Origin of the sequence: Streptomyces solicamelliae (assembly GCF_045348655.1) — a bacterium.
Classification (GTDB): Bacteria; Actinomycetota; Actinomycetes; order Streptomycetales; family Streptomycetaceae; genus Streptomyces; species Streptomyces solicamelliae.
On the sequence record NZ_CP160404.1, the window covers coordinates 4,205,688 to 4,222,687 of the forward strand.

16 protein-coding genes are annotated in these 17,000 nt (G+C 68.1%); 13 read left to right on the forward strand and 3 right to left on the reverse strand.

The genetic code is table 11. The annotated features are described in order from the left end of the window. The first annotated feature begins 55 nt into the window (after positions 1–55). The 5 genes from ABZO31_RS19640 to tuf all read left to right on the forward strand — a co-directional run bounded on the left by ABZO31_RS19640 (position 56) and on the right by tuf (position 8,589). A complete protein-coding gene (locus ABZO31_RS19640) occupies positions 56–3,955 on the forward strand; it encodes a DNA-directed RNA polymerase subunit beta' (RefSeq protein WP_406862539.1) in 3,900 nt (1,299 codons plus the stop codon). A 280-nt stretch (positions 3,956–4,235) separates the two neighbouring features. Then, entirely contained in the window at positions 4,236–4,607 is a 372-nt protein-coding gene (gene rpsL, locus ABZO31_RS19645) for a 30S ribosomal protein S12 (RefSeq protein WP_003948652.1), read from the forward strand. Positions 4,608–4,609: 2 nt separating this feature from the next. Beyond that, positions 4,610–5,080: a 30S ribosomal protein S7 gene (gene rpsG, locus ABZO31_RS19650; protein ID WP_393645965.1), complete on the forward strand. Its 471-nt coding sequence runs from the start codon at positions 4,610–4,612 to the stop codon at positions 5,078–5,080. A gap of 39 nt (positions 5,081–5,119) precedes the next feature. After that, on the forward strand, positions 5,120–7,246 hold the full coding sequence (fusA, locus tag ABZO31_RS19655; protein WP_406862540.1) for an elongation factor G: 2,127 nt from the start codon (positions 5,120–5,122) through the stop codon (positions 7,244–7,246). Positions 7,247–7,395: 149 nt separating this feature from the next. Then, the gene (tuf, locus tag ABZO31_RS19660; protein WP_406862541.1) at positions 7,396–8,589 is read left to right on the forward strand and encodes an elongation factor Tu; all 1,194 of its coding nucleotides are present in this window, start codon (positions 7,396–7,398) and stop codon (positions 8,587–8,589) included. Positions 8,590–8,682: 93 nt separating this feature from the next. Here the strand turns inward: tuf and ABZO31_RS19665 are convergent, their stop codons facing one another. The 3 genes from ABZO31_RS19665 to ABZO31_RS19675 all read right to left on the reverse strand — a co-directional run bounded on the left by ABZO31_RS19665 (position 8,683) and on the right by ABZO31_RS19675 (position 12,168). After that, positions 8,683–10,692, reverse strand: coding sequence for a PIG-L family deacetylase (locus tag ABZO31_RS19665; protein ID WP_406865409.1), 2,010 nt, complete (start codon positions 10,690–10,692; stop codon positions 8,683–8,685). Positions 10,693–10,914: 222 nt separating this feature from the next. Beyond that, a complete protein-coding gene (locus ABZO31_RS19670; RefSeq protein WP_406862542.1) occupies positions 10,915–11,766 on the reverse strand; it encodes an RNA repair domain-containing protein in 852 nt (283 codons plus the stop codon). A 30-nt stretch (positions 11,767–11,796) separates the two neighbouring features. After that, entirely contained in the window at positions 11,797–12,168 is a 372-nt protein-coding gene (locus tag ABZO31_RS19675; protein WP_406862543.1) for a VOC family protein, read from the reverse strand. Positions 12,169–12,660: 492 nt separating this feature from the next. On the opposite strand from ABZO31_RS19675, the gene rpsJ reads away from it, so the two are divergent. Genes rpsJ through rpsC form a run of 8 tightly spaced genes read left to right on the forward strand, consistent with a single transcriptional unit; the run spans position 12,661 to position 16,999 of the window. After that, positions 12,661–12,969 (forward strand): 30S ribosomal protein S10, encoded by a 309-nt coding sequence (gene rpsJ, locus ABZO31_RS19680; RefSeq protein WP_003948644.1) that lies wholly within the window; start codon positions 12,661–12,663, stop codon positions 12,967–12,969. An 18-nt stretch (positions 12,970–12,987) separates the two neighbouring features. Next, entirely contained in the window at positions 12,988–13,632 is a 645-nt protein-coding gene (gene rplC / locus ABZO31_RS19685; RefSeq protein WP_393645957.1) for a 50S ribosomal protein L3, read from the forward strand. Positions 13,633–13,636: 4 nt separating this feature from the next. Further along, positions 13,637–14,287, forward strand: coding sequence for a 50S ribosomal protein L4 (rplD, locus tag ABZO31_RS19690; RefSeq protein ID WP_406862545.1), 651 nt, complete (start codon positions 13,637–13,639; stop codon positions 14,285–14,287). Beyond that, complete coding sequence (gene rplW / locus ABZO31_RS19695) at positions 14,287–14,610, forward strand: 50S ribosomal protein L23 (protein WP_265864044.1); 324 nt, start codon at positions 14,287–14,289, stop codon at positions 14,608–14,610. Before rplD ends, rplW begins: the two co-directional genes overlap by 1 nt. Before the next feature lie 39 nt (positions 14,611–14,649). Beyond that, the gene (gene rplB / locus ABZO31_RS19700) at positions 14,650–15,486 is read left to right on the forward strand and encodes a 50S ribosomal protein L2 (RefSeq protein ID WP_406862546.1); all 837 of its coding nucleotides are present in this window, start codon (positions 14,650–14,652) and stop codon (positions 15,484–15,486) included. Positions 15,487–15,498: 12 nt separating this feature from the next. Further along, on the forward strand, positions 15,499–15,780 hold the full coding sequence (gene rpsS, locus ABZO31_RS19705) for a 30S ribosomal protein S19 (protein ID WP_023547380.1): 282 nt from the start codon (positions 15,499–15,501) through the stop codon (positions 15,778–15,780). A gap of 44 nt (positions 15,781–15,824) precedes the next feature. Beyond that, positions 15,825–16,172 (forward strand): 50S ribosomal protein L22, encoded by a 348-nt coding sequence (gene rplV / locus ABZO31_RS19710; protein WP_009327087.1) that lies wholly within the window; start codon positions 15,825–15,827, stop codon positions 16,170–16,172. Continuing rightward, positions 16,172–16,999 carry a 30S ribosomal protein S3 gene (rpsC, locus tag ABZO31_RS19715; RefSeq protein WP_406862547.1) on the forward strand — a complete coding sequence of 276 codons (828 nt, stop codon included), beginning with the start codon at positions 16,172–16,174 and terminating at the stop codon, positions 16,997–16,999. Before rplV ends, rpsC begins: the two co-directional genes overlap by 1 nt. Position 17,000: the final 1 nt, after the last annotated feature.

Genomic DNA, 17,000 nt, shown 5'->3' on the forward strand with positions numbered 1-17,000 from the left:
CAGGACCCCCGTTTCAGACCCCAAGACTTACAACCCTGAGAGGGATTGACGCATAGTGCTCGACGTCAACTTCTTCGACGAGCTCCGGATCGGTCTGGCCACCGCTGACGACATCCGCCAGTGGAGCCACGGCGAGGTCAAGAAGCCGGAGACCATCAACTACCGCACCCTGAAGCCCGAGAAGGACGGCCTCTTCTGCGAGAAGATCTTCGGCCCGACCCGGGACTGGGAGTGCTACTGCGGCAAGTACAAGCGCGTCCGCTTCAAGGGCATCATCTGTGAGCGGTGTGGCGTCGAGGTCACCCGCGCCAAGGTGCGCCGTGAGCGGATGGGCCACATCGAGCTGGCCGCTCCCGTCACCCACATCTGGTACTTCAAGGGCGTCCCGTCGCGCCTGGGCTACCTGCTCGACCTCGCGCCGAAGGACCTCGAGAAGGTCATCTACTTCGCCGCGTACATGATCACGTTCGTGGACGAGGAGCGTCGTACCCGCGACCTGCCGTCCCTGGAGGCCCACGTCTCCGTCGAGCGTCAGCAGATCGAGAACCGTCGCGACGCCGACCTGGAGGCCCGCGCCAAGAAGCTCGAGACCGACCTGGCCGAGCTCGAGGCCGAGGGTGCCAAGGCCGACGTGCGCCGCAAGGTGCGCGAGGGCGCCGAGCGTGAGATGAAGCAGCTGCGCGACCGTGCGCAGCGCGAGATCGACCGTCTCGACGAGGTGTGGAACCGCTTCAAGAACCTCAAGGTCCAGGACCTCGAGGGCGACGAGCTCCTCTACCGCGAGCTGCGTGACCGCTTCGGCACGTACTTCGACGGCTCGATGGGCGCCGCGGCGCTGCAGAAGCGCCTGGAGTCCTTCGACCTGGAGGAGGAGGCCGAGCGCCTCCGCGAGATCATCCGTACCGGCAAGGGCCAGAAGAAGACCCGTGCGCTCAAGCGCCTCAAGGTCGTCTCCGCGTTCCTGCAGACCGCGAACAGCCCCAAGGGCATGGTTCTCGACTGCGTGCCGGTCATCCCGCCGGACCTGCGTCCGATGGTGCAGCTGGACGGTGGCCGCTTCGCGACCTCCGACCTGAACGACCTGTACCGCCGTGTGATCAACCGCAACAACCGTCTGAAGCGTCTGCTCGACCTCGGTGCCCCCGAGATCATCGTGAACAACGAGAAGCGGATGCTCCAGGAGGCGGTCGACGCCCTCTTCGACAACGGCCGTCGTGGTCGCCCGGTCACGGGCCCCGGCAACCGTCCGCTGAAGTCCCTCAGCGACATGCTGAAGGGCAAGCAGGGTCGATTCCGTCAGAACCTGCTCGGCAAGCGTGTCGACTACTCGGCGCGTTCCGTCATCGTCGTCGGTCCGCAGCTGAAGCTGCACCAGTGCGGTCTGCCGAAGGCCATGGCACTGGAGCTCTTCAAGCCGTTCGTGATGAAGCGCCTGGTCGACCTGAACCACGCGCAGAACATCAAGAGCGCCAAGCGGATGGTCGAGCGCGGCCGCACGGTCGTGTACGACGTCCTCGAAGAGGTCATCGCCGAGCACCCGGTTCTGCTGAACCGTGCGCCCACGCTGCACCGCCTCGGCATCCAGGCCTTCGAGCCGCAGCTGGTCGAGGGCAAGGCCATCCAGATCCACCCGCTCGTCTGCACCGCCTTCAACGCGGACTTCGACGGTGACCAGATGGCCGTGCACCTGCCGCTCTCCGCGGAGGCGCAGGCCGAGGCCCGCATCCTGATGCTGTCCTCGAACAACATCCTCAAGCCCGCCGACGGCCGTCCGGTGACGATGCCGACCCAGGACATGGTCCTCGGTCTGTTCTTCCTCACCACCGACGGCGAGCTGCGTGACGTCAAGGGCGAGGGCCGCGCGTTCGGCTCCACGGCCGAGGCGATCATGGCGTTCGACGCCGGCGAGCTGTCGCTGCAGTCGCAGATCGACATCCGCTTCCCGATCGGCACCGTTCCGCCGCGCGGCTGGGTTCCCCCGGTCGCCGAGGAGGGCGAGCCGGAGTGGCAGCAGGGTGACTCGTTCCGTCTGAAGACCACGCTCGGCCGTGCGCTCTTCAACGAGCTGCTGCCCGAGGACTACCCGTTCGTCGACTACTCCGTCGGCAAGAAGCAGCTCTCCGAGATCGTCAACGACCTCGCCGAGCGCTACCCCAAGGTCATCGTGGCGGCGACGCTCGACAACCTGAAGGCGGCGGGCTTCTACTGGGCGACCCGTTCCGGTGTCACCGTGGCCATCTCCGACGTCGTCGTTCCCGAGGCGAAGAAGGAGATCGTCGCCGGGTACGAGGCGCAGGACGAGAAGGTCCAGAAGCAGTACGAGCGCGGTCTGATCACCAAGGAAGAGCGCACTCAGGAGCTCATCGCGATCTGGACCAAGGCGACCAACGAGGTTGCCGAGGCCATGAACGAGAACTTCCCCAAGACGAACCCCATCTTCATGATGGTTGACTCGGGTGCCCGAGGAAACATGATGCAGATGCGGCAGATCGCCGGTATGCGTGGTCTGGTGTCGAACGCCAAGAACGAGACGATCCCGCGTCCCATCAAGGCGTCCTTCCGCGAGGGCCTCTCCGTGCTCGAGTACTTCATCTCGACGCACGGTGCCCGTAAGGGTCTCGCCGACACCGCCCTGCGTACCGCCGACTCGGGTTACCTGACCCGTCGTCTGGTGGACGTCTCGCAGGACGTGATCATCCGCGAGGAGGACTGTGGCACCGACCGCGGTCTGAAGCTGCGGATCGCGGCCAAGGACGAGGCGGGCGTGCTCCGCAAGGCGGACGACGTCGAGACGTCCGTGTACGCGCGGATGCTGGCCGAGGACGTCGTCGTGGACGGCAAGGTCATCGCGCCGGCCAACGTCGACCTCGGTGACGTGCTCATCGACGCCCTCGTCAACGCGGGCGTCGAGGAGGTCAAGACCCGCTCGGTCCTGACCTGTGAGTCCGCCGTCGGCACCTGTGCCTTCTGCTACGGCCGCTCGCTGGCCACCGGCAAGCTGGTCGACATCGGTGAGGCGGTCGGCATCATCGCCGCCCAGTCCATCGGTGAGCCCGGTACCCAGCTGACGATGCGTACCTTCCACACCGGTGGTGTGGCCGGTGACGACATCACCCAGGGTCTGCCGCGTGTCGTCGAGCTCTTCGAGGCCCGTCAGCCCAAGGGTGTCGCCCCGATCTCGGAGGCGGCCGGCCGCGTCCGTATCGAGGAGACCGAGAAGACCAAGAAGATCGTCGTCACCCCGGACGACGGCAGCGACGAGACGGCGTTCCCGATCTCGAAGCGTGCCCGTCTGCTGGTGGGCGAGGGCGACCACGTCGAGGTGGGCCAGAAGCTCACCGTGGGTGCCACCAACCCGCACGACGTGCTGCGCATCCTCGGCCAGCGTGCCGTCCAGGTCCACCTGGTCGGCGAGGTCCAGAAGGTCTACAACTCGCAGGGCGTGTCGATCCACGACAAGCACATCGAGATCATCATCCGGCAGATGCTGCGCCGCGTGACGATCATCGAGTCCGGCGACGCGGAGCTGCTGCCGGGCGAGCTCGTCGAGCGCTCGAAGTTCGAGACCGAGAACCGTCGTGTGGTCACCGAGGGCGGTCACCCCGCCTCCGGCCGTCCGCAGCTGATGGGTATCACCAAGGCCTCGCTGGCGACGGAGTCCTGGCTGTCGGCCGCCTCCTTCCAGGAGACGACCCGAGTCCTGACGGATGCGGCGATCAACGCCAAGTCCGACAGCCTCATCGGCCTCAAGGAGAACGTCATCATCGGTAAGCTCATCCCGGCCGGTACGGGCCTGTCCCGCTACCGCAACATCCGGGTCGAGCCGACCGAGGAGGCCAAGGCCGCGATGTACTCGGCCGTCGGCTACGACGACATCGACTACTCGCCGTTCGGCACCGGCTCCGGCCAGGCCGTCCCGCTGGAGGACTACGACTACGGTCCGTACAACCAGTAAGGCCCCCGCACGAACCGCAGGGCGGCCACCCCACTCGGGGTGGCCGCCCTGCGGCATTTGTTTTGACCGAAGTCCGTACGGTAGGTACGCTCATACCTTGTGCCTGGGGTGTGCCTGGGCTCTTGTGCGTGTCGACAGCCGCACGGAGTTCTCACAGGTCACCGCGACCCACGACTCCTTCGCTTTCGGTGAAGGGCTACGGGGTTCGACACACCCGACCGCGTGGGTCGGCAACGTTCCAGGTTAGCTTTACTGACGGCACACAGAAACCGGAGAAGTAGTGCCTACGATCCAGCAGCTGGTCCGTAAGGGCCGGCAGGACAAGGTCGAGAAGAACAAGACGCCCGCCCTCGAGGGTTCCCCTCAGCGCCGCGGCGTCTGCACGCGTGTGTTCACGACCACCCCGAAGAAGCCGAACTCGGCCCTCCGTAAGGTCGCGCGTGTGCGTCTGACCTCGGGTATCGAGGTCACGGCCTACATCCCGGGTGAGGGACACAACCTGCAGGAGCACTCCATCGTGCTCGTGCGTGGTGGCCGTGTGAAGGACCTGCCGGGTGTTCGTTACAAGATCATCCGCGGCTCGCTCGACACCCAGGGTGTCAAGAACCGCAAGCAGGCCCGCAGCCGCTACGGCGCCAAGAAGGAGAAGTAAGAATGCCTCGTAAGGGCCCCGCCCCGAAGCGCCCGGTCATCATCGACCCGGTCTACGGTTCTCCTCTTGTCACCTCGCTGATCAACAAGATCCTGCTCAACGGCAAGCGTTCCACTGCCGAGCGGATCGTGTACGGCGCCATGGAAGGCCTTCGCGACAAGACCGGGCAGGACCCGGTCATCACGCTGAAGCGCGCCCTCGAGAACGTCAAGCCGTCTCTCGAGGTCAAGTCCCGCCGTGTCGGTGGCGCCACCTACCAGGTGCCGATCGAGGTCAAGCCCGGTCGCGCCTCCACCCTCGCGCTGCGCTGGCTGGTCGGCTACTCCCGCGCCCGTCGCGAGAAGACCATGACCGAGCGCCTCATGAACGAGCTGCTCGACGCCTCGAACGGCCTCGGCGCTTCGGTCAAGAAGCGTGAGGACACGCACAAGATGGCCGAGTCCAACAAGGCCTTCGCGCACTACCGCTGGTAGTCGCAACCCACATCGAGACCGAGAGAAGACTGAAGCCTTATGGCTACCACTTCGCTTGACCTGGCCAAGGTGCGCAACATCGGCATCATGGCCCACATCGACGCGGGCAAGACGACCACCACCGAGCGGATCCTGTTCTACACCGGCGTCTCGTACAAGATCGGTGAGGTCCACGACGGCGCTGCCACGATGGACTGGATGGAGCAGGAGCAGGAGCGTGGCATCACGATCACCTCTGCTGCCACCACCTGTCACTGGCCGCTCGAGGACGTCGATCACACGATCAACATCATCGACACGCCGGGCCACGTCGACTTCACCGTCGAGGTGGAGCGTTCGCTGCGCGTGCTCGACGGTGCTGTCACCGTGTTCGACGGCGTGGCCGGCGTCGAGCCCCAGTCCGAGACTGTCTGGCGTCAGGCGGACCGTTACGGCGTTCCGCGTATCTGCTTCGTCAACAAGCTCGACCGCACCGGTGCCGAGTTCTTCCGCTGCGTGGACATGATCAGCGACCGCCTGGGTGCGACGCCGATCGTCATGCAGCTCCCGATCGGTGCCGAGGCCGACTTCCAGGGCGTCGTCGACCTCGTCCGCATGAAGGCTCTTGTCTGGTCCGCCGAGGCCACCAAGGGCGAGATGTACGACGTCGTCGACATCCCGGCCTCCCACGCCGAGCTCGCCGAGGAGTACCGCGGCAAGCTGGTCGAGGCCGTCGCCGAGAACGACGAAGAGATCATGGAGCTCTTCCTCGAGGGCGTCGAGCCCACCGAGGAGCAGCTGTACGCGGCCGTGCGCCGCATCACGATCGCTTCCGGCAAGTCCTCGGACACCACGGTCACCCCGGTGTTCTGTGGCACCGCGTTCAAGAACAAGGGCGTCCAGCCCCTGCTCGACGCGGTCGTGCGCTACCTCCCCTCGCCCCTCGACGTCGAGGCCATCGAAGGCCACGACGTGAAGGACCCCGAGGTCGTCGTGAAGCGCAAGCCGTCCGACGACGAGCCGCTGTCGGCCCTCGCGTTCAAGATCATGAGCGACCCGCACCTGGGCAAGCTCACCTTCGTCCGCGTGTACTCCGGCCGCCTCGAGTCCGGTTCTTCTGTCCTGAACTCCGTGAAGGGCAAGAAGGAGCGCATCGGCAAGATCTACCGCATGCACGCGAACAAGCGTGAGGAGATCGACTCGGTGGGCGCCGGCGACATCATCGCCGTGATGGGTCTCAAGCAGACCACCACCGGTGAGACGCTCTGTGACGACAAGAGCCCGGTCATCCTGGAGTCCATGGACTTCCCGGCCCCGGTCATCCAGGTCGCCATCGAGCCGAAGTCCAAGGGCGACCAGGAGAAGCTGGGTGTCGCCATCCAGCGTCTCGCGGAGGAGGACCCCTCCTTCCAGGTCCACTCGGACGAGGAGACCGGCCAGACCATCATCGGTGGCATGGGCGAGCTGCACCTCGAGGTGCTGGTCGACCGTATGCGCCGTGAGTTCAAGGTCGAGGCCAACGTCGGCAAGCCGCAGGTCGCCTACCGCGAGACGATCCGCAAGGCCGTCGAGCGCGTGGACTTCACGCACAAGAAGCAGACCGGTGGTACGGGTCAGTTCGCCAAGGTCCAGATCGGCATCGAGCCGATCGAGGGCGGCGAGTCCTCGTACGAGTTCGTGAACAAGGTGACCGGTGGTCGCATCCCGAAGGAGTACATCCCTTCGGTCGACGCCGGTGCGCAGGAGGCCATGCAGTTCGGCATCCTCGCCGGTTACGAGATGACCGGTGTGCGCGTGATCCTGCACGACGGTGCGTACCACGAGGTCGACTCCTCCGAGCTCGCCTTCAAGATCGCCGGTTCGCAGGCCTTCAAGGAGGCCGCGCGCAAGGCTTCGCCCGTGCTGCTCGAGCCGATGATGGCCGTCGAGGTCACCACGCCCGAGGACTACATGGGTGAGGTCATCGGCGACATCAACTCCCGCCGTGGCCAGATCCAGGCCATGGAGGAGCGTCACGGTGCTCGCATCGTGAAGGGCCTCGTGCCCCTCTCGGAGATGTTCGGCTACGTCGGAGACCTCCGCAGCAAGACCTCGGGTCGCGCAAGCTACTCGATGCAGTTCGACTCCTACGCCGAGGTTCCGCGGAACGTCGCCGAGGAGATCATCGCGAAGGCCAAGGGCGAGTAACGCACCGCGTTCCACGCTTTAGGCTTGACCCGACCGCCGGGGTGACGACCCCGAACCCGGAGCACCGGACCCCGGCGGCCGGCATCCCAGCAAAGATCACCTGGCGCCGATGAGTAAGGCGTACAGAACCACTCCCCAGGAGGACCCCAGTGGCGAAGGCGAAGTTCGAGCGGACTAAGCCGCACGTCAACATCGGCACCATCGGTCACATCGACCACGGTAAGACGACCCTCACGGCCGCCATTACCAAGGTGCTGCACGACAAGTACCCGGACCTGAACGAGGCCTCGGCCTTCGACCAGATCGACAAGGCTCCCGAGGAGCGCCAGCGCGGTATCACCATCTCCATCGCGCACGTCGAGTACCAGACGGAGTCGCGTCACTACGCGCACGTCGACTGCCCGGGTCACGCGGACTACATCAAGAACATGATCACCGGTGCCGCGCAGATGGACGGCGCCATCCTCGTGGTCGCCGCCACCGACGGCCCGATGCCGCAGACCAAGGAGCACGTGCTCCTGGCCCGCCAGGTCGGCGTTCCGTACATCGTCGTCGCCCTGAACAAGGCCGACATGGTGGACGACGAGGAGATCCTGGAGCTCGTCGAGCTCGAGGTCCGTGAGCTCCTCTCCGAGTACGAGTTCCCGGGCGACGACGTTCCGGTCGTCAAGGTCTCCGCTCTGAAGGCGCTCGAGGGCGACCCGGAGTGGGCCGAGTCGGTCCTCAACCTGATGAACGCCGTCGACGAGTCGATCCCGCAGCCGGAGCGCGACGTCGACAAGCCGTTCCTCATGCCGATCGAGGACGTCTTCACGATCACCGGTCGCGGTACGGTCGTCACCGGCCGTATCGAGCGTGGTGTCCTGAAGGTCAACGAGACCGTCGACATCATCGGCATCAAGACCGAGAAGACCACCACCACGGTCACCGGCATCGAGATGTTCCGCAAGCTGCTCGACGAGGGCCAGGCCGGTGAGAACGTCGGTCTGCTCCTCCGTGGCATCAAGCGCGAGGACGTCGAGCGCGGCCAGGTCATCATCAAGCCGGGCTCGGTCACGCCGCACACCAACTTCGAGGCCCAGGCCTACATCCTGTCGAAGGACGAGGGTGGCCGTCACACCCCGTTCTTCAACAACTACCGCCCGCAGTTCTACTTCCGTACCACGGACGTGACCGGCGTCGTGACCCTCCCCGAGGGCACCGAGATGGTCATGCCGGGCGACAACACCACCATGTCCGTCGAGCTGATCCAGCCCGTCGCCATGGAGGAGGGCCTCAAGTTCGCCATCCGTGAGGGTGGCCGGACCGTCGGCGCCGGCCAGGTCGTCAAGATCACGAAGTAATTCGTGTTCTGACCTGGTAGCTCGCTGAGCTCCAGTTCCACGCAAGGGCCCCGCACCGAGAGGTGCGGGGCCCTTCGCGTTGTCCGGCTGCGGTCAGCCCGTGGTGGGGTGCTCCGGCCGCCAGGTCCACGGGTGGGCGTCCGCCCCGAGGCCGACCGCGAGCGCGCCGCGGGAGGTCAGGCGCAGGGCGGCGTTCCCGACCGGGACGACGCCCTGGGTACGGGTGTGCAGCGCGTCGCCGCGGCGCAGCTGGAGCCGGCCGCGCAGGTCCCGCCCGAGCAGCACGGTCCCGCCGGCGTCGGCGGCCGCGGTCACCGTGCCGTACCCGTCGAACGAGGCGGTACGCGGCGTGCCGCCGGCCGCCGGGGCCTTCAGCAGCTGCGCGGCGGCCGGGCCGCGGAAGTACACGTCCACCGCGGCCGCCGTCGCGACGGCGGCCACCGGGTCGCCGGCCACGGGCAGCGGCTTCTCCTCCCGGCCGTCCACCCAGTGCCGTATCGCGTCGCGGCCCGCGGCGAAGAGATGGACGGCGCCGCGCGCGTCGGCCAGGGCCTGCAGCCCGTCCTGGACCTCCGCGTCGCCGGGCAGGACCCGCCAGCGCTCCCAGGTGCCGTCGGTACGGCGGACCCGCGTGGACACGCCCTTGTCCGCGTTGCGCACGAAGAGGTGGACGCGGCCGTCGGGCGCGGCGACCGCGACGGGGACGCCGACGCGGCGGCTGCGGTCGTCGCCGCGCTCCGGGCCGTCCAGGCCCTTCCAGGCGAGGAACGGGCCCCCGGGGGAGCGCTGCTCCAGGACGACGAGCTCGCGGTGGTTCGGGCCGCCGTGGCCGCCGAGGGCGGAGAACCGCAGCGCGAACAGCAGCAGCCGGCCGTCCTTCAGCGTCGCCGACCCCAGTGCGGGCGCGAGCGGCCCGCCGCCGAGGTCCTGCGGCTCGGCGAACAGGCCGCTGCCCGGTGCGGTCTCGCGCCACCGCACCGCGCGCAGCCCGAGCACGCCGTAGGCGGTGAGCCGGCCGTCCTTGCCGGTCACGACGACGGGGCCCCCGTCGGGGTGGCGGTGGTGGGTGGCCCGCACCCAGCCCTTGACGTTCTTGAGCGGCCGGTCGCCGCCGACGCTGTAGTCGCCGCAGCCGGAGGGGTTGCCGCACTGCCAGGAGGTGTCGCCGCCGTACGGGACGAGATGGGCGGCCTTCTCCCTGAGCACCGGGGTGGGGAGGTTCTTGGGCCAGTGCCGGTTGTAGTACCCGCGGAACGCGGTCGCGGCGAAGGCCGGTACCGGGCTGCCGGCCTCGTCGGCCTCGGCGACCCGGCGGATCATCGCGGCCCAGCTGAAGGAGGCGACGGCGGTGTGGTCGCCGTGGTCGGAGTAGCCGGGCTGCTCGCTGTCGAACTTCCGCTTCTTCTCGTCGCTGTGCTGGATGTCCGGGTCCGGGTCCAGGGTGTGGATCACCGTCGGCCGGTAGGTCTCCATCAGGCCGGCGAGGACGTCGACGAGCTGGTCGAAGTCGTAGGTCGAGGACTTGGCGACGGGGGAGTCGGCGGAGAGGACGGTCCGCAGCTCCAGCGCGCGGTCGCTCCACAGCGCGGGCAGCGCCATCCAGCGGCGGGGCGTGTGCATGGGCAGGTTGAGGAAGATCAGCTCGACCCGGCGGGCCCCGTTGGCGAGCGTGTTGATCTCGGCGGTGCGGCCGCCGCGGAGCGAGACCACGTCCTTCTGCCAGGCCGTGAACCGCCCGAGCCCGATGGCCTCGGCGTACGACTGGCGCAGCCCCTGGTGGCGGGCGGAGGAGTAGGCGGGACGGTCGGCGGGGGTGTGGGTACGGCCCTGCCCCGGCACGTGGTTCTTCCCGTCGTGCTCGCCGGCGGAGACGTACACGCAGACCGTGGGGACGCCCGCGTCGAGCAGGCGCTGGGCGTCGGGGTTCATGAAGTACAGGTCGTCGTCCGGGTGCGCCGCGATCTGCATCAGCTGCGCCCGGCGCGAGCCGGCGATGGCGAGCCCGGGCGCGGGATCGGCGGCGGGGGCCTTGCGCCGCGGCGGCGCGGGCACCGAACAGGCGGTGAGCCCGGCGAGCACGAGAGCCGCTCCGGAGGCCAGCACGCCGCGGCGCCGGAGGCGGGCGGGTCCGGGGGCGGGAGCGGGAGCGGGTTCGGGGGTGCTCGCCGGCTCGGGTATGTGCTCGGGTATGCCTGCGCGCACTGGGCTGCTCCGTCCGCTTCCCCCGCAGCGGTGCGGCGCGTGGCGGTGCCCCTGCCCCCGTACTGCGTACTGATGACCTCGGTGAATGCGGGCAGGTCATGGTCATGTCGCTGCCGCGACTGACTAGACGGCCGGGGGCGGTCCGGGGTTGCCCGGTGGCGGTGGTTCCGCGGCGTGGTGTACGTCTCCCGTGCCGAGGTGCACGCGGTGCCGTACCCGCATCGGCTCGTCGCCCCGGCGGGCCAGCAGGACCAGCTCGGTGACCCGGGCGGTCATCGGCGCGAGCAGCGCCTCGGCCTCGCGGACCAGCGGGTGCGGGTCGGGGCTGCGGCCCAGCGAGAGGTGCGGGGTGAAGCCGTGCGAACGGCCGCCGCACAGCGGGAAGCGCAGCTCCAGGGACTCCCGGAGCCGGGCCCAGGGCTCGAGGCCGGCGGCAGCCGGGTCCAGCCAGACGGTGGTGCCCTCGCGGTGCGCGAACCAGTGGACGCCGGCCAGGCGGGCGGTGAACGGCGGGGTCTCCGCGAGCGCCGCCGAGACGAGCGGCAGCGCCCGCGGGAACTCCCCCTCGGGCACGAAGCCGAACAGCACGTTCACATGCGGCGGCCAGCGCCGGATCTGCCGGTCGTGGGCGCGGCGGATGTGCTGGATGGGGGCCCACAGCGGGTCCGGCGGCAGCCAGGCGACGGCGGTCCGGTGGCCGGCCGGTACGGCGAGCACGTCGCCGGGCTCGGGCCCGACGAGCCCGTCGACGACCTCCCCGACCCGGTCCACGCCGGAGGCCCGGTCCCACACGACGTGGCCGTCGGCCTCGAAGAACACCACCCGGTGCCAGGGAATCTCCCCACCGGGCACGAAGTCCTCCAGCGCGACCCGCTTCGGCGGCGCCCCCCGCTCCGCGATCCCCATGACGAACCGCTCGGGATCGAAGCGCGGGTCCCACAGCACCCGGTGGTAGATCTCGTCACTGGTATGCACGACGAACACCTCACCACCAGCGTGGTCCGCTCAGTCCTTGGTCACCAGGCAGAACGGATGCCCCGCGGGGTCCGTCAGCACCCGCCACCGCTCCGGCTGCGGCTGCCGCCCGGGCCGCCCCGCCCCCAGCCCCACCAGCCGCTCCTCCGCCGCGTCCAGGTCGTCCACGCCCCAGCAGACGTGCAGCTGCTGGGGGACGACCTGATCGGGCCACGTCGGCGGCCGGTACCCGTCGACCCGCTGGAAACCGACGAACAACTCCCCGAACCCCCCGAGCCCGGCGAACTCGCCGTCCGACTTCGGATGCGGCGGAAGCCCGGTGGCCCGCTGGTAGAACGCCATCAACGCCATGGGGTCGGCGCAGTCGAGGGTGATCGCGGACAGGGTCATCAGCGGGGCCATGGCGCCTCCTGGGGTCGTTGACCTGCCCCAGCAAATCCGCTCCGGCGCGCCCGGGCACCCGGTTTTCCGCCCCGGCGGGCGCCCGCGCGCCCCCATGCGTACCCGCACGTGACGTGGGGTACAGTCTTGGGCCCCCGATTGGCGGCCCGCAGGGGGCGTATGGCAGACTGTCGGGGTTGCTCGGTTGAGTGCCGATGCTGCACGCCTCCCGCCGGGAGGACCGGAAGCGAGTCCCACAGTACTCGTCGCTCCTGTTCAGGAGCGGACGTACGGGAATCTTCCGGGAAGTGTCAGCGGGGCGCCGACCAGGCACCCGGTGGGTGTCCGCCCCCGGCTTCGCGGGTTTCTGGGCCCGTACCCCCTTGGTTGGGAAATCCTTAGGGATTTCTACGTAGAGGGAGTGCGACACGCCCGACCGCGTGGGTCGGAGGACGGGGTCTTCAGATCCCCCGGGTTCCAGAGCGTTACGAGACAAAGGACTACTGAGTAGCCATGGCGGGACAGAAGATCCGCATCCGGCTCAAGGCCTACGACCACGAGGTCATCGACTCCTCGGCGAAGAAGATCGTCGAGACGGTGACCCGCACTGGTGCGTCGGTCGCGGGCCCGGTGCCGCTGCCCACTGAGAAGAACGTGTACTGCGTCATCAAGTCGCCGCACAAGTACAAGGACTCGCGCGAGCACTTCGAGATGCGCACGCACAAGCGCCTGATCGACATTCTCGACCCGACGCCGAAGACCGTTGACTCCCTGATGCGACTCGACCTCCCGGCCGGTGTCGACATCGAGATCAAGCTCTGAAGGCCGGTGATCTGAAGAATGGCTAAGCAGATCAAGGGCATCCTGGGCGAGAAGCTCGGCATGACGCAGGTCTGGGACGAGAACAACCGTGTTGTTCCCGTGACCGTCGTCAAGGCCGGTCCGAACGTCGTCACCCAGGTCCGTACGAACGACGTCGACGGCTACGAGTCCGTCCAGATCGCGTTCGGCGAGATCGACCCGCGCAAGGTGAACAAGCCCCTCAAGGGCCACTTCGCGAAGGCCGACGTCACCCCCCGCCGCCACCTCGTCGAGATCCGTACCGCTGACGCCAGCGAGTACACCCTCGGCCAGGAGATCACCGCTGAGGTGTTCGAGGCCGGCATCAAGGTCGACGTGACCGGCAAGAGCAAGGGCAAGGGCTTCGCCGGTGTCATGAAGCGCCACAACTTCCGTGGTGGCAAGGCCTCCCACGGTGCCCACCGCGTGCACCGCAAGCCGGGTTCGATCGGTGGCTGCGCCACCCCGGGCCGCGTCTTCAAGGGCATGCGCATGGCCGGCCGCATGGGCAACGAGCGCGTGACCACCCAGAACCTGACCGTTCACGCCGTTGACGCGGAGAAGGGCCTGCTGCTCATCAAGGGCGCGGTTCCTGGTCCGAACGGCGGCCTCGTCCTGGTCCGCACCGCGGCCAAGGGGGCCTGAGGATATGAGCACCATTGACATTCTGTCGCCCTCCGGCGACAAGACCGGGACCTTCGAGCTCCCGGCCGAGATCTTCGGCGCCAAGGTCAGCATCCCGCTGATCCACCAGGTCGTCGTCGCGCAGCTGGCCGCTGCCCGTCAGGGCACGCACAAGGTCAAGACGCGTGGCGAGGTCCGCGGTGGTGGCCGGAAGCCGTACCGCCAGAAGGGCACCGGCCGCGCCCGCCAGGGTTCGACCCGCGCCCCCCAGTTCGCCGGTGGTGGCGTCGTGCACGGTCCCGTGCCGCGTGACTACTCGCAGCGCACCCCCAAGAAGATGAAGGCCGCCGCCCTGCGTGGCGCCCTCTCCGACCGGGCGATCCACTCCCGCATCCACGTCGTCACCGGCGTGGTCGAGGGTGGCATCTCCACCAAGGCCGCCAAGACGCTGTTCGGCAAGATCTCGGAGCGCAAGAACCTGCTCCTGGTCGCCGAGCGTTCGGACGAGGCCGCGTGGCTGTCCGCCCGCAACCTGCCCCAGGTGCACATCCTGGAGCCGGGCCAGCTGAACACGTACGACGTGATGCGATCCGACGACGTGGTCTTCACCCAGGCCGCCCTCGAGTCCTTCGTGTCTGGCCCCAAGGCCGTTGAGACCGAAGGGAGCGAGGCCTGATGTCCGAGGCCACGATCACCAGCAAGACCTTCACGGACCCGCGCGACGTCCTCGTCAAGCCGGTTGTCTCCGAGAAGAGCTACGCGCTGCTCGACGAGAACAAGTACACGTTCATCGTCGCGCCCGGCGCCAACAAGACCCAGATCAAGCAGGCCGTCGAGGCGGTCTTCTCGGTCAAGGTCACCGGGGTCAACACGATCAACCGCCAGGGCAAGCGCAAGCGCACCCGCACCGGTTTCGGCAAGCGTGCCAACACCAAGCGCGCCATCGTGACCCTTGCTGAGGGCAACCGAATCGACATCTTCGGCGGCCCGACCGCCTGACGGCGGTCGAGTCGTCCGATATCGGACGAGGACTGAGAAATGGGTATCCGCAAGTACAAGCCGACGACGCCGGGCCGCCGTGGCTCCTCCGTCGCCGACTTCGTCGAGATCACGCGGTCCACGCCGGAGAAGTCGCTGGTCCGCCCCCTGCACAGCAAGGGCGGCCGTAACAACACCGGTCGTGTGACCGTCCGTCACCAGGGCGGTGGCCACAAGCGCGCCTACCGCGTGATCGACTTCCGTCGTCACGACAAGGACGGCGTGCCGGCCAAGGTCGCTCACATCGAGTACGACCCCAACCGCACCGCGCGCATCGCGCTCCTGCACTACGCAGACGGCGAGAAGCGCTACATCATCGCCCCGCGCGGCCTCTCGCAGGGCGACCGGGTCGAGAACGGCCCCGGCGCCGACATCAAGCCCGGCAACAACCTGGCCCTCCGCAACATCCCGGTCGGTACCACGATCCACGCGATCGAGCTCCGTCCCGGCGGTGGCGCCAAGTTCGCCCGCTCCGCGGGTGCCTCCGTGCAGCTGCTGGCGAAGGAGGGCACCATGGCCCACCTCCGCATGCCGTCCGGCGAGATCCGTCTCGTCGACGCCCGCTGCCGCGCCACGATCGGCGAGGTCGGCAACGCCGAGCAGTCGAACATCAACTGGGGCAAGGCCGGCCGCAAGCGCTGGCTGGGCGTCCGCCCGACCGTTCGCGGTGTGGCGATGAACCCGGTTGACCACCCGCACGGTGGTGGTGAGGGCAAGACCTCCGGTGGTCGTCACCCGGTCTCCCCGTGGGGTCAGAAGGAGGGTCGTACTCGTTCGCCGAAGAAGGCTTCGAACAAGTACATCGTCCGCCGCCGCAAGACGAACAAGAAGCGCTAGGAGCGGGTTTAGATGCCGCGCAGTCTCAAGAAGGGGCCCTTCGTCGACGACCACCTCATCAAGAAGGTGGACGCCCAGAACGAAGCCGGCACCAAGAACGTCATCAAGACCTGGTCCCGTCGCTCCATGATCGTGCCGGCCATGCTCGGCCACACGCTCGCGGTGCACAACGGCAAGACCCACATCCCGGTGTTCGTCACCGAGTCGATGGTCGGCCACAAGCTCGGCGAGTTCTCGCCGACGCGCACCTTCCGGGGTCACGTCAAGGAAGACCGGAAGTCGAAGCGCCGCTAGTAGCGGATCGCATTCAGACACGTAAGTAACTGAGAGGGACAACCATGGAAGCCAGGGCCCAGGCGCGGTACATCCGCGTCACGCCCATGAAGGCCCGCCGCGTGGTGGACCTGATCCGTGGCATGGACGCCACGGAGGCTCAGGCTGTTCTGCGATTCGCTCCGCAGGCAGCCTCTGTGCCGGTCGGCAAGGTGCTCGACAGCGCCATCGCCAACGCCGCGCACAACTACGACCACACGGACGCCTCCTCGCTGTTCATCAGCGAGGCGTACGTCGACGAGGGCCCGACCCTGAAGCGGTTCCGTCCGCGCGCCCAGGGCCGTGCCTACCGGATCCGCAAGCGGACCAGCCACATCACCGTGGTCGTCAGCAGCAAGGAAGGAACCCGGTAATGGGCCAGAAGGTAAACCCGCACGGGTTCCGGCTCGGCATCACCACCGACTTCAAGTCGCGCTGGTACGCCGACAAGCTGTACAAGGACTACGTCAAGGAAGACGTCGCCATCCGTCGGATGCTGACGTCCGGCATGGAGCGCGCCGGCATCTCGAAGGTTGAGATCGAGCGCACCCGTGACCGTGTCCGCGTGGACATCCACACCGCTCGCCCGGGCATCGTCATCGGCCGCCGCGGCGCCGAGGCCGACAAGATCCGTGGCCAGCTGGAGAAGCTGACCGGCAAGCAGGTCCAGCTGAACATCCTCGAGGTCAAGAACCCCGAGGTCGACGCTCAGCTCGTGGCCCAGGCCGTGGCCGAGCAGCTGTCCTCCCGCGTCTCCTTCCGTCGGGCCATGCGCAAGAGCATGCAGTCCGCCATGAAGGCCGGCGCCAAGGGCATCAAGATCCAGTGTGGTGGCCGTCTCGGCGGCGCCGAGATGTCCCGCTCGGAGTTCTACCGCGAGGGTCGTGTGCCGCTGCACACGCTGCGCGCGAACGTCGAGTACGGCTTCTTCGAGGCCAAGACGACCTTCGGCCGTATCGGCGTGAAGGTCTGGATCTACAAGGGCGACGTCAAGAACATCGCCGAGGTCCGCGCCGAGAACGCCGCTGCCCGCGCCGGCAACCGCCCGGCCCGTGGCGGCGCTGACCGCCCGGCCCGTGGTGGCCGCGGTGGCGAGCGTGGCGGTCGCGGTCGCAAGCCGCAGCAGGCTCAGGCTGCCGAGGCCCCCAAGGCCGACGCTCCCGCCGCTCCGGCTGCTGAGAGCACCGGAACGGAGGCCTGAC

Bases quoted from the DNA above. Each gene is read 5' to 3' on its own strand.
- rpsS (WP_023547380.1), top strand. From the start codon at position 15,499: ATGCCGCGCAGTCTCAAGAAGGGGCCCTTCGTCGACGACCACCTCATC.
- fusA (WP_406862540.1), top strand. From the start codon at position 5,120: ATGGCTACCACTTCGCTTGACCTGGCCAAGGTGCGCAACATCGGCATC.
- rpsC (WP_406862547.1), top strand. From the start codon at position 16,172: ATGGGCCAGAAGGTAAACCCGCACGGGTTCCGGCTCGGCATCACCACC.
- rplC (WP_393645957.1), top strand. From the start codon at position 12,988: ATGGCTAAGCAGATCAAGGGCATCCTGGGCGAGAAGCTCGGCATGACG.
- rplB (WP_406862546.1), top strand. From the start codon at position 14,650: ATGGGTATCCGCAAGTACAAGCCGACGACGCCGGGCCGCCGTGGCTCC.
- rplV (WP_009327087.1), top strand. From the start codon at position 15,825: ATGGAAGCCAGGGCCCAGGCGCGGTACATCCGCGTCACGCCCATGAAG.
- rpsG (WP_393645965.1), top strand. From the start codon at position 4,610: ATGCCTCGTAAGGGCCCCGCCCCGAAGCGCCCGGTCATCATCGACCCG.
- rplD (WP_406862545.1), top strand. From the start codon at position 13,637: ATGAGCACCATTGACATTCTGTCGCCCTCCGGCGACAAGACCGGGACC.
- rplW (WP_265864044.1), top strand. From the start codon at position 14,287: ATGTCCGAGGCCACGATCACCAGCAAGACCTTCACGGACCCGCGCGAC.
- rpsJ (WP_003948644.1), top strand. From the start codon at position 12,661: ATGGCGGGACAGAAGATCCGCATCCGGCTCAAGGCCTACGACCACGAG.
- ABZO31_RS19675 (WP_406862543.1), bottom strand. From the start codon at position 12,168: ATGGCCCCGCTGATGACCCTGTCCGCGATCACCCTCGACTGCGCCGAC.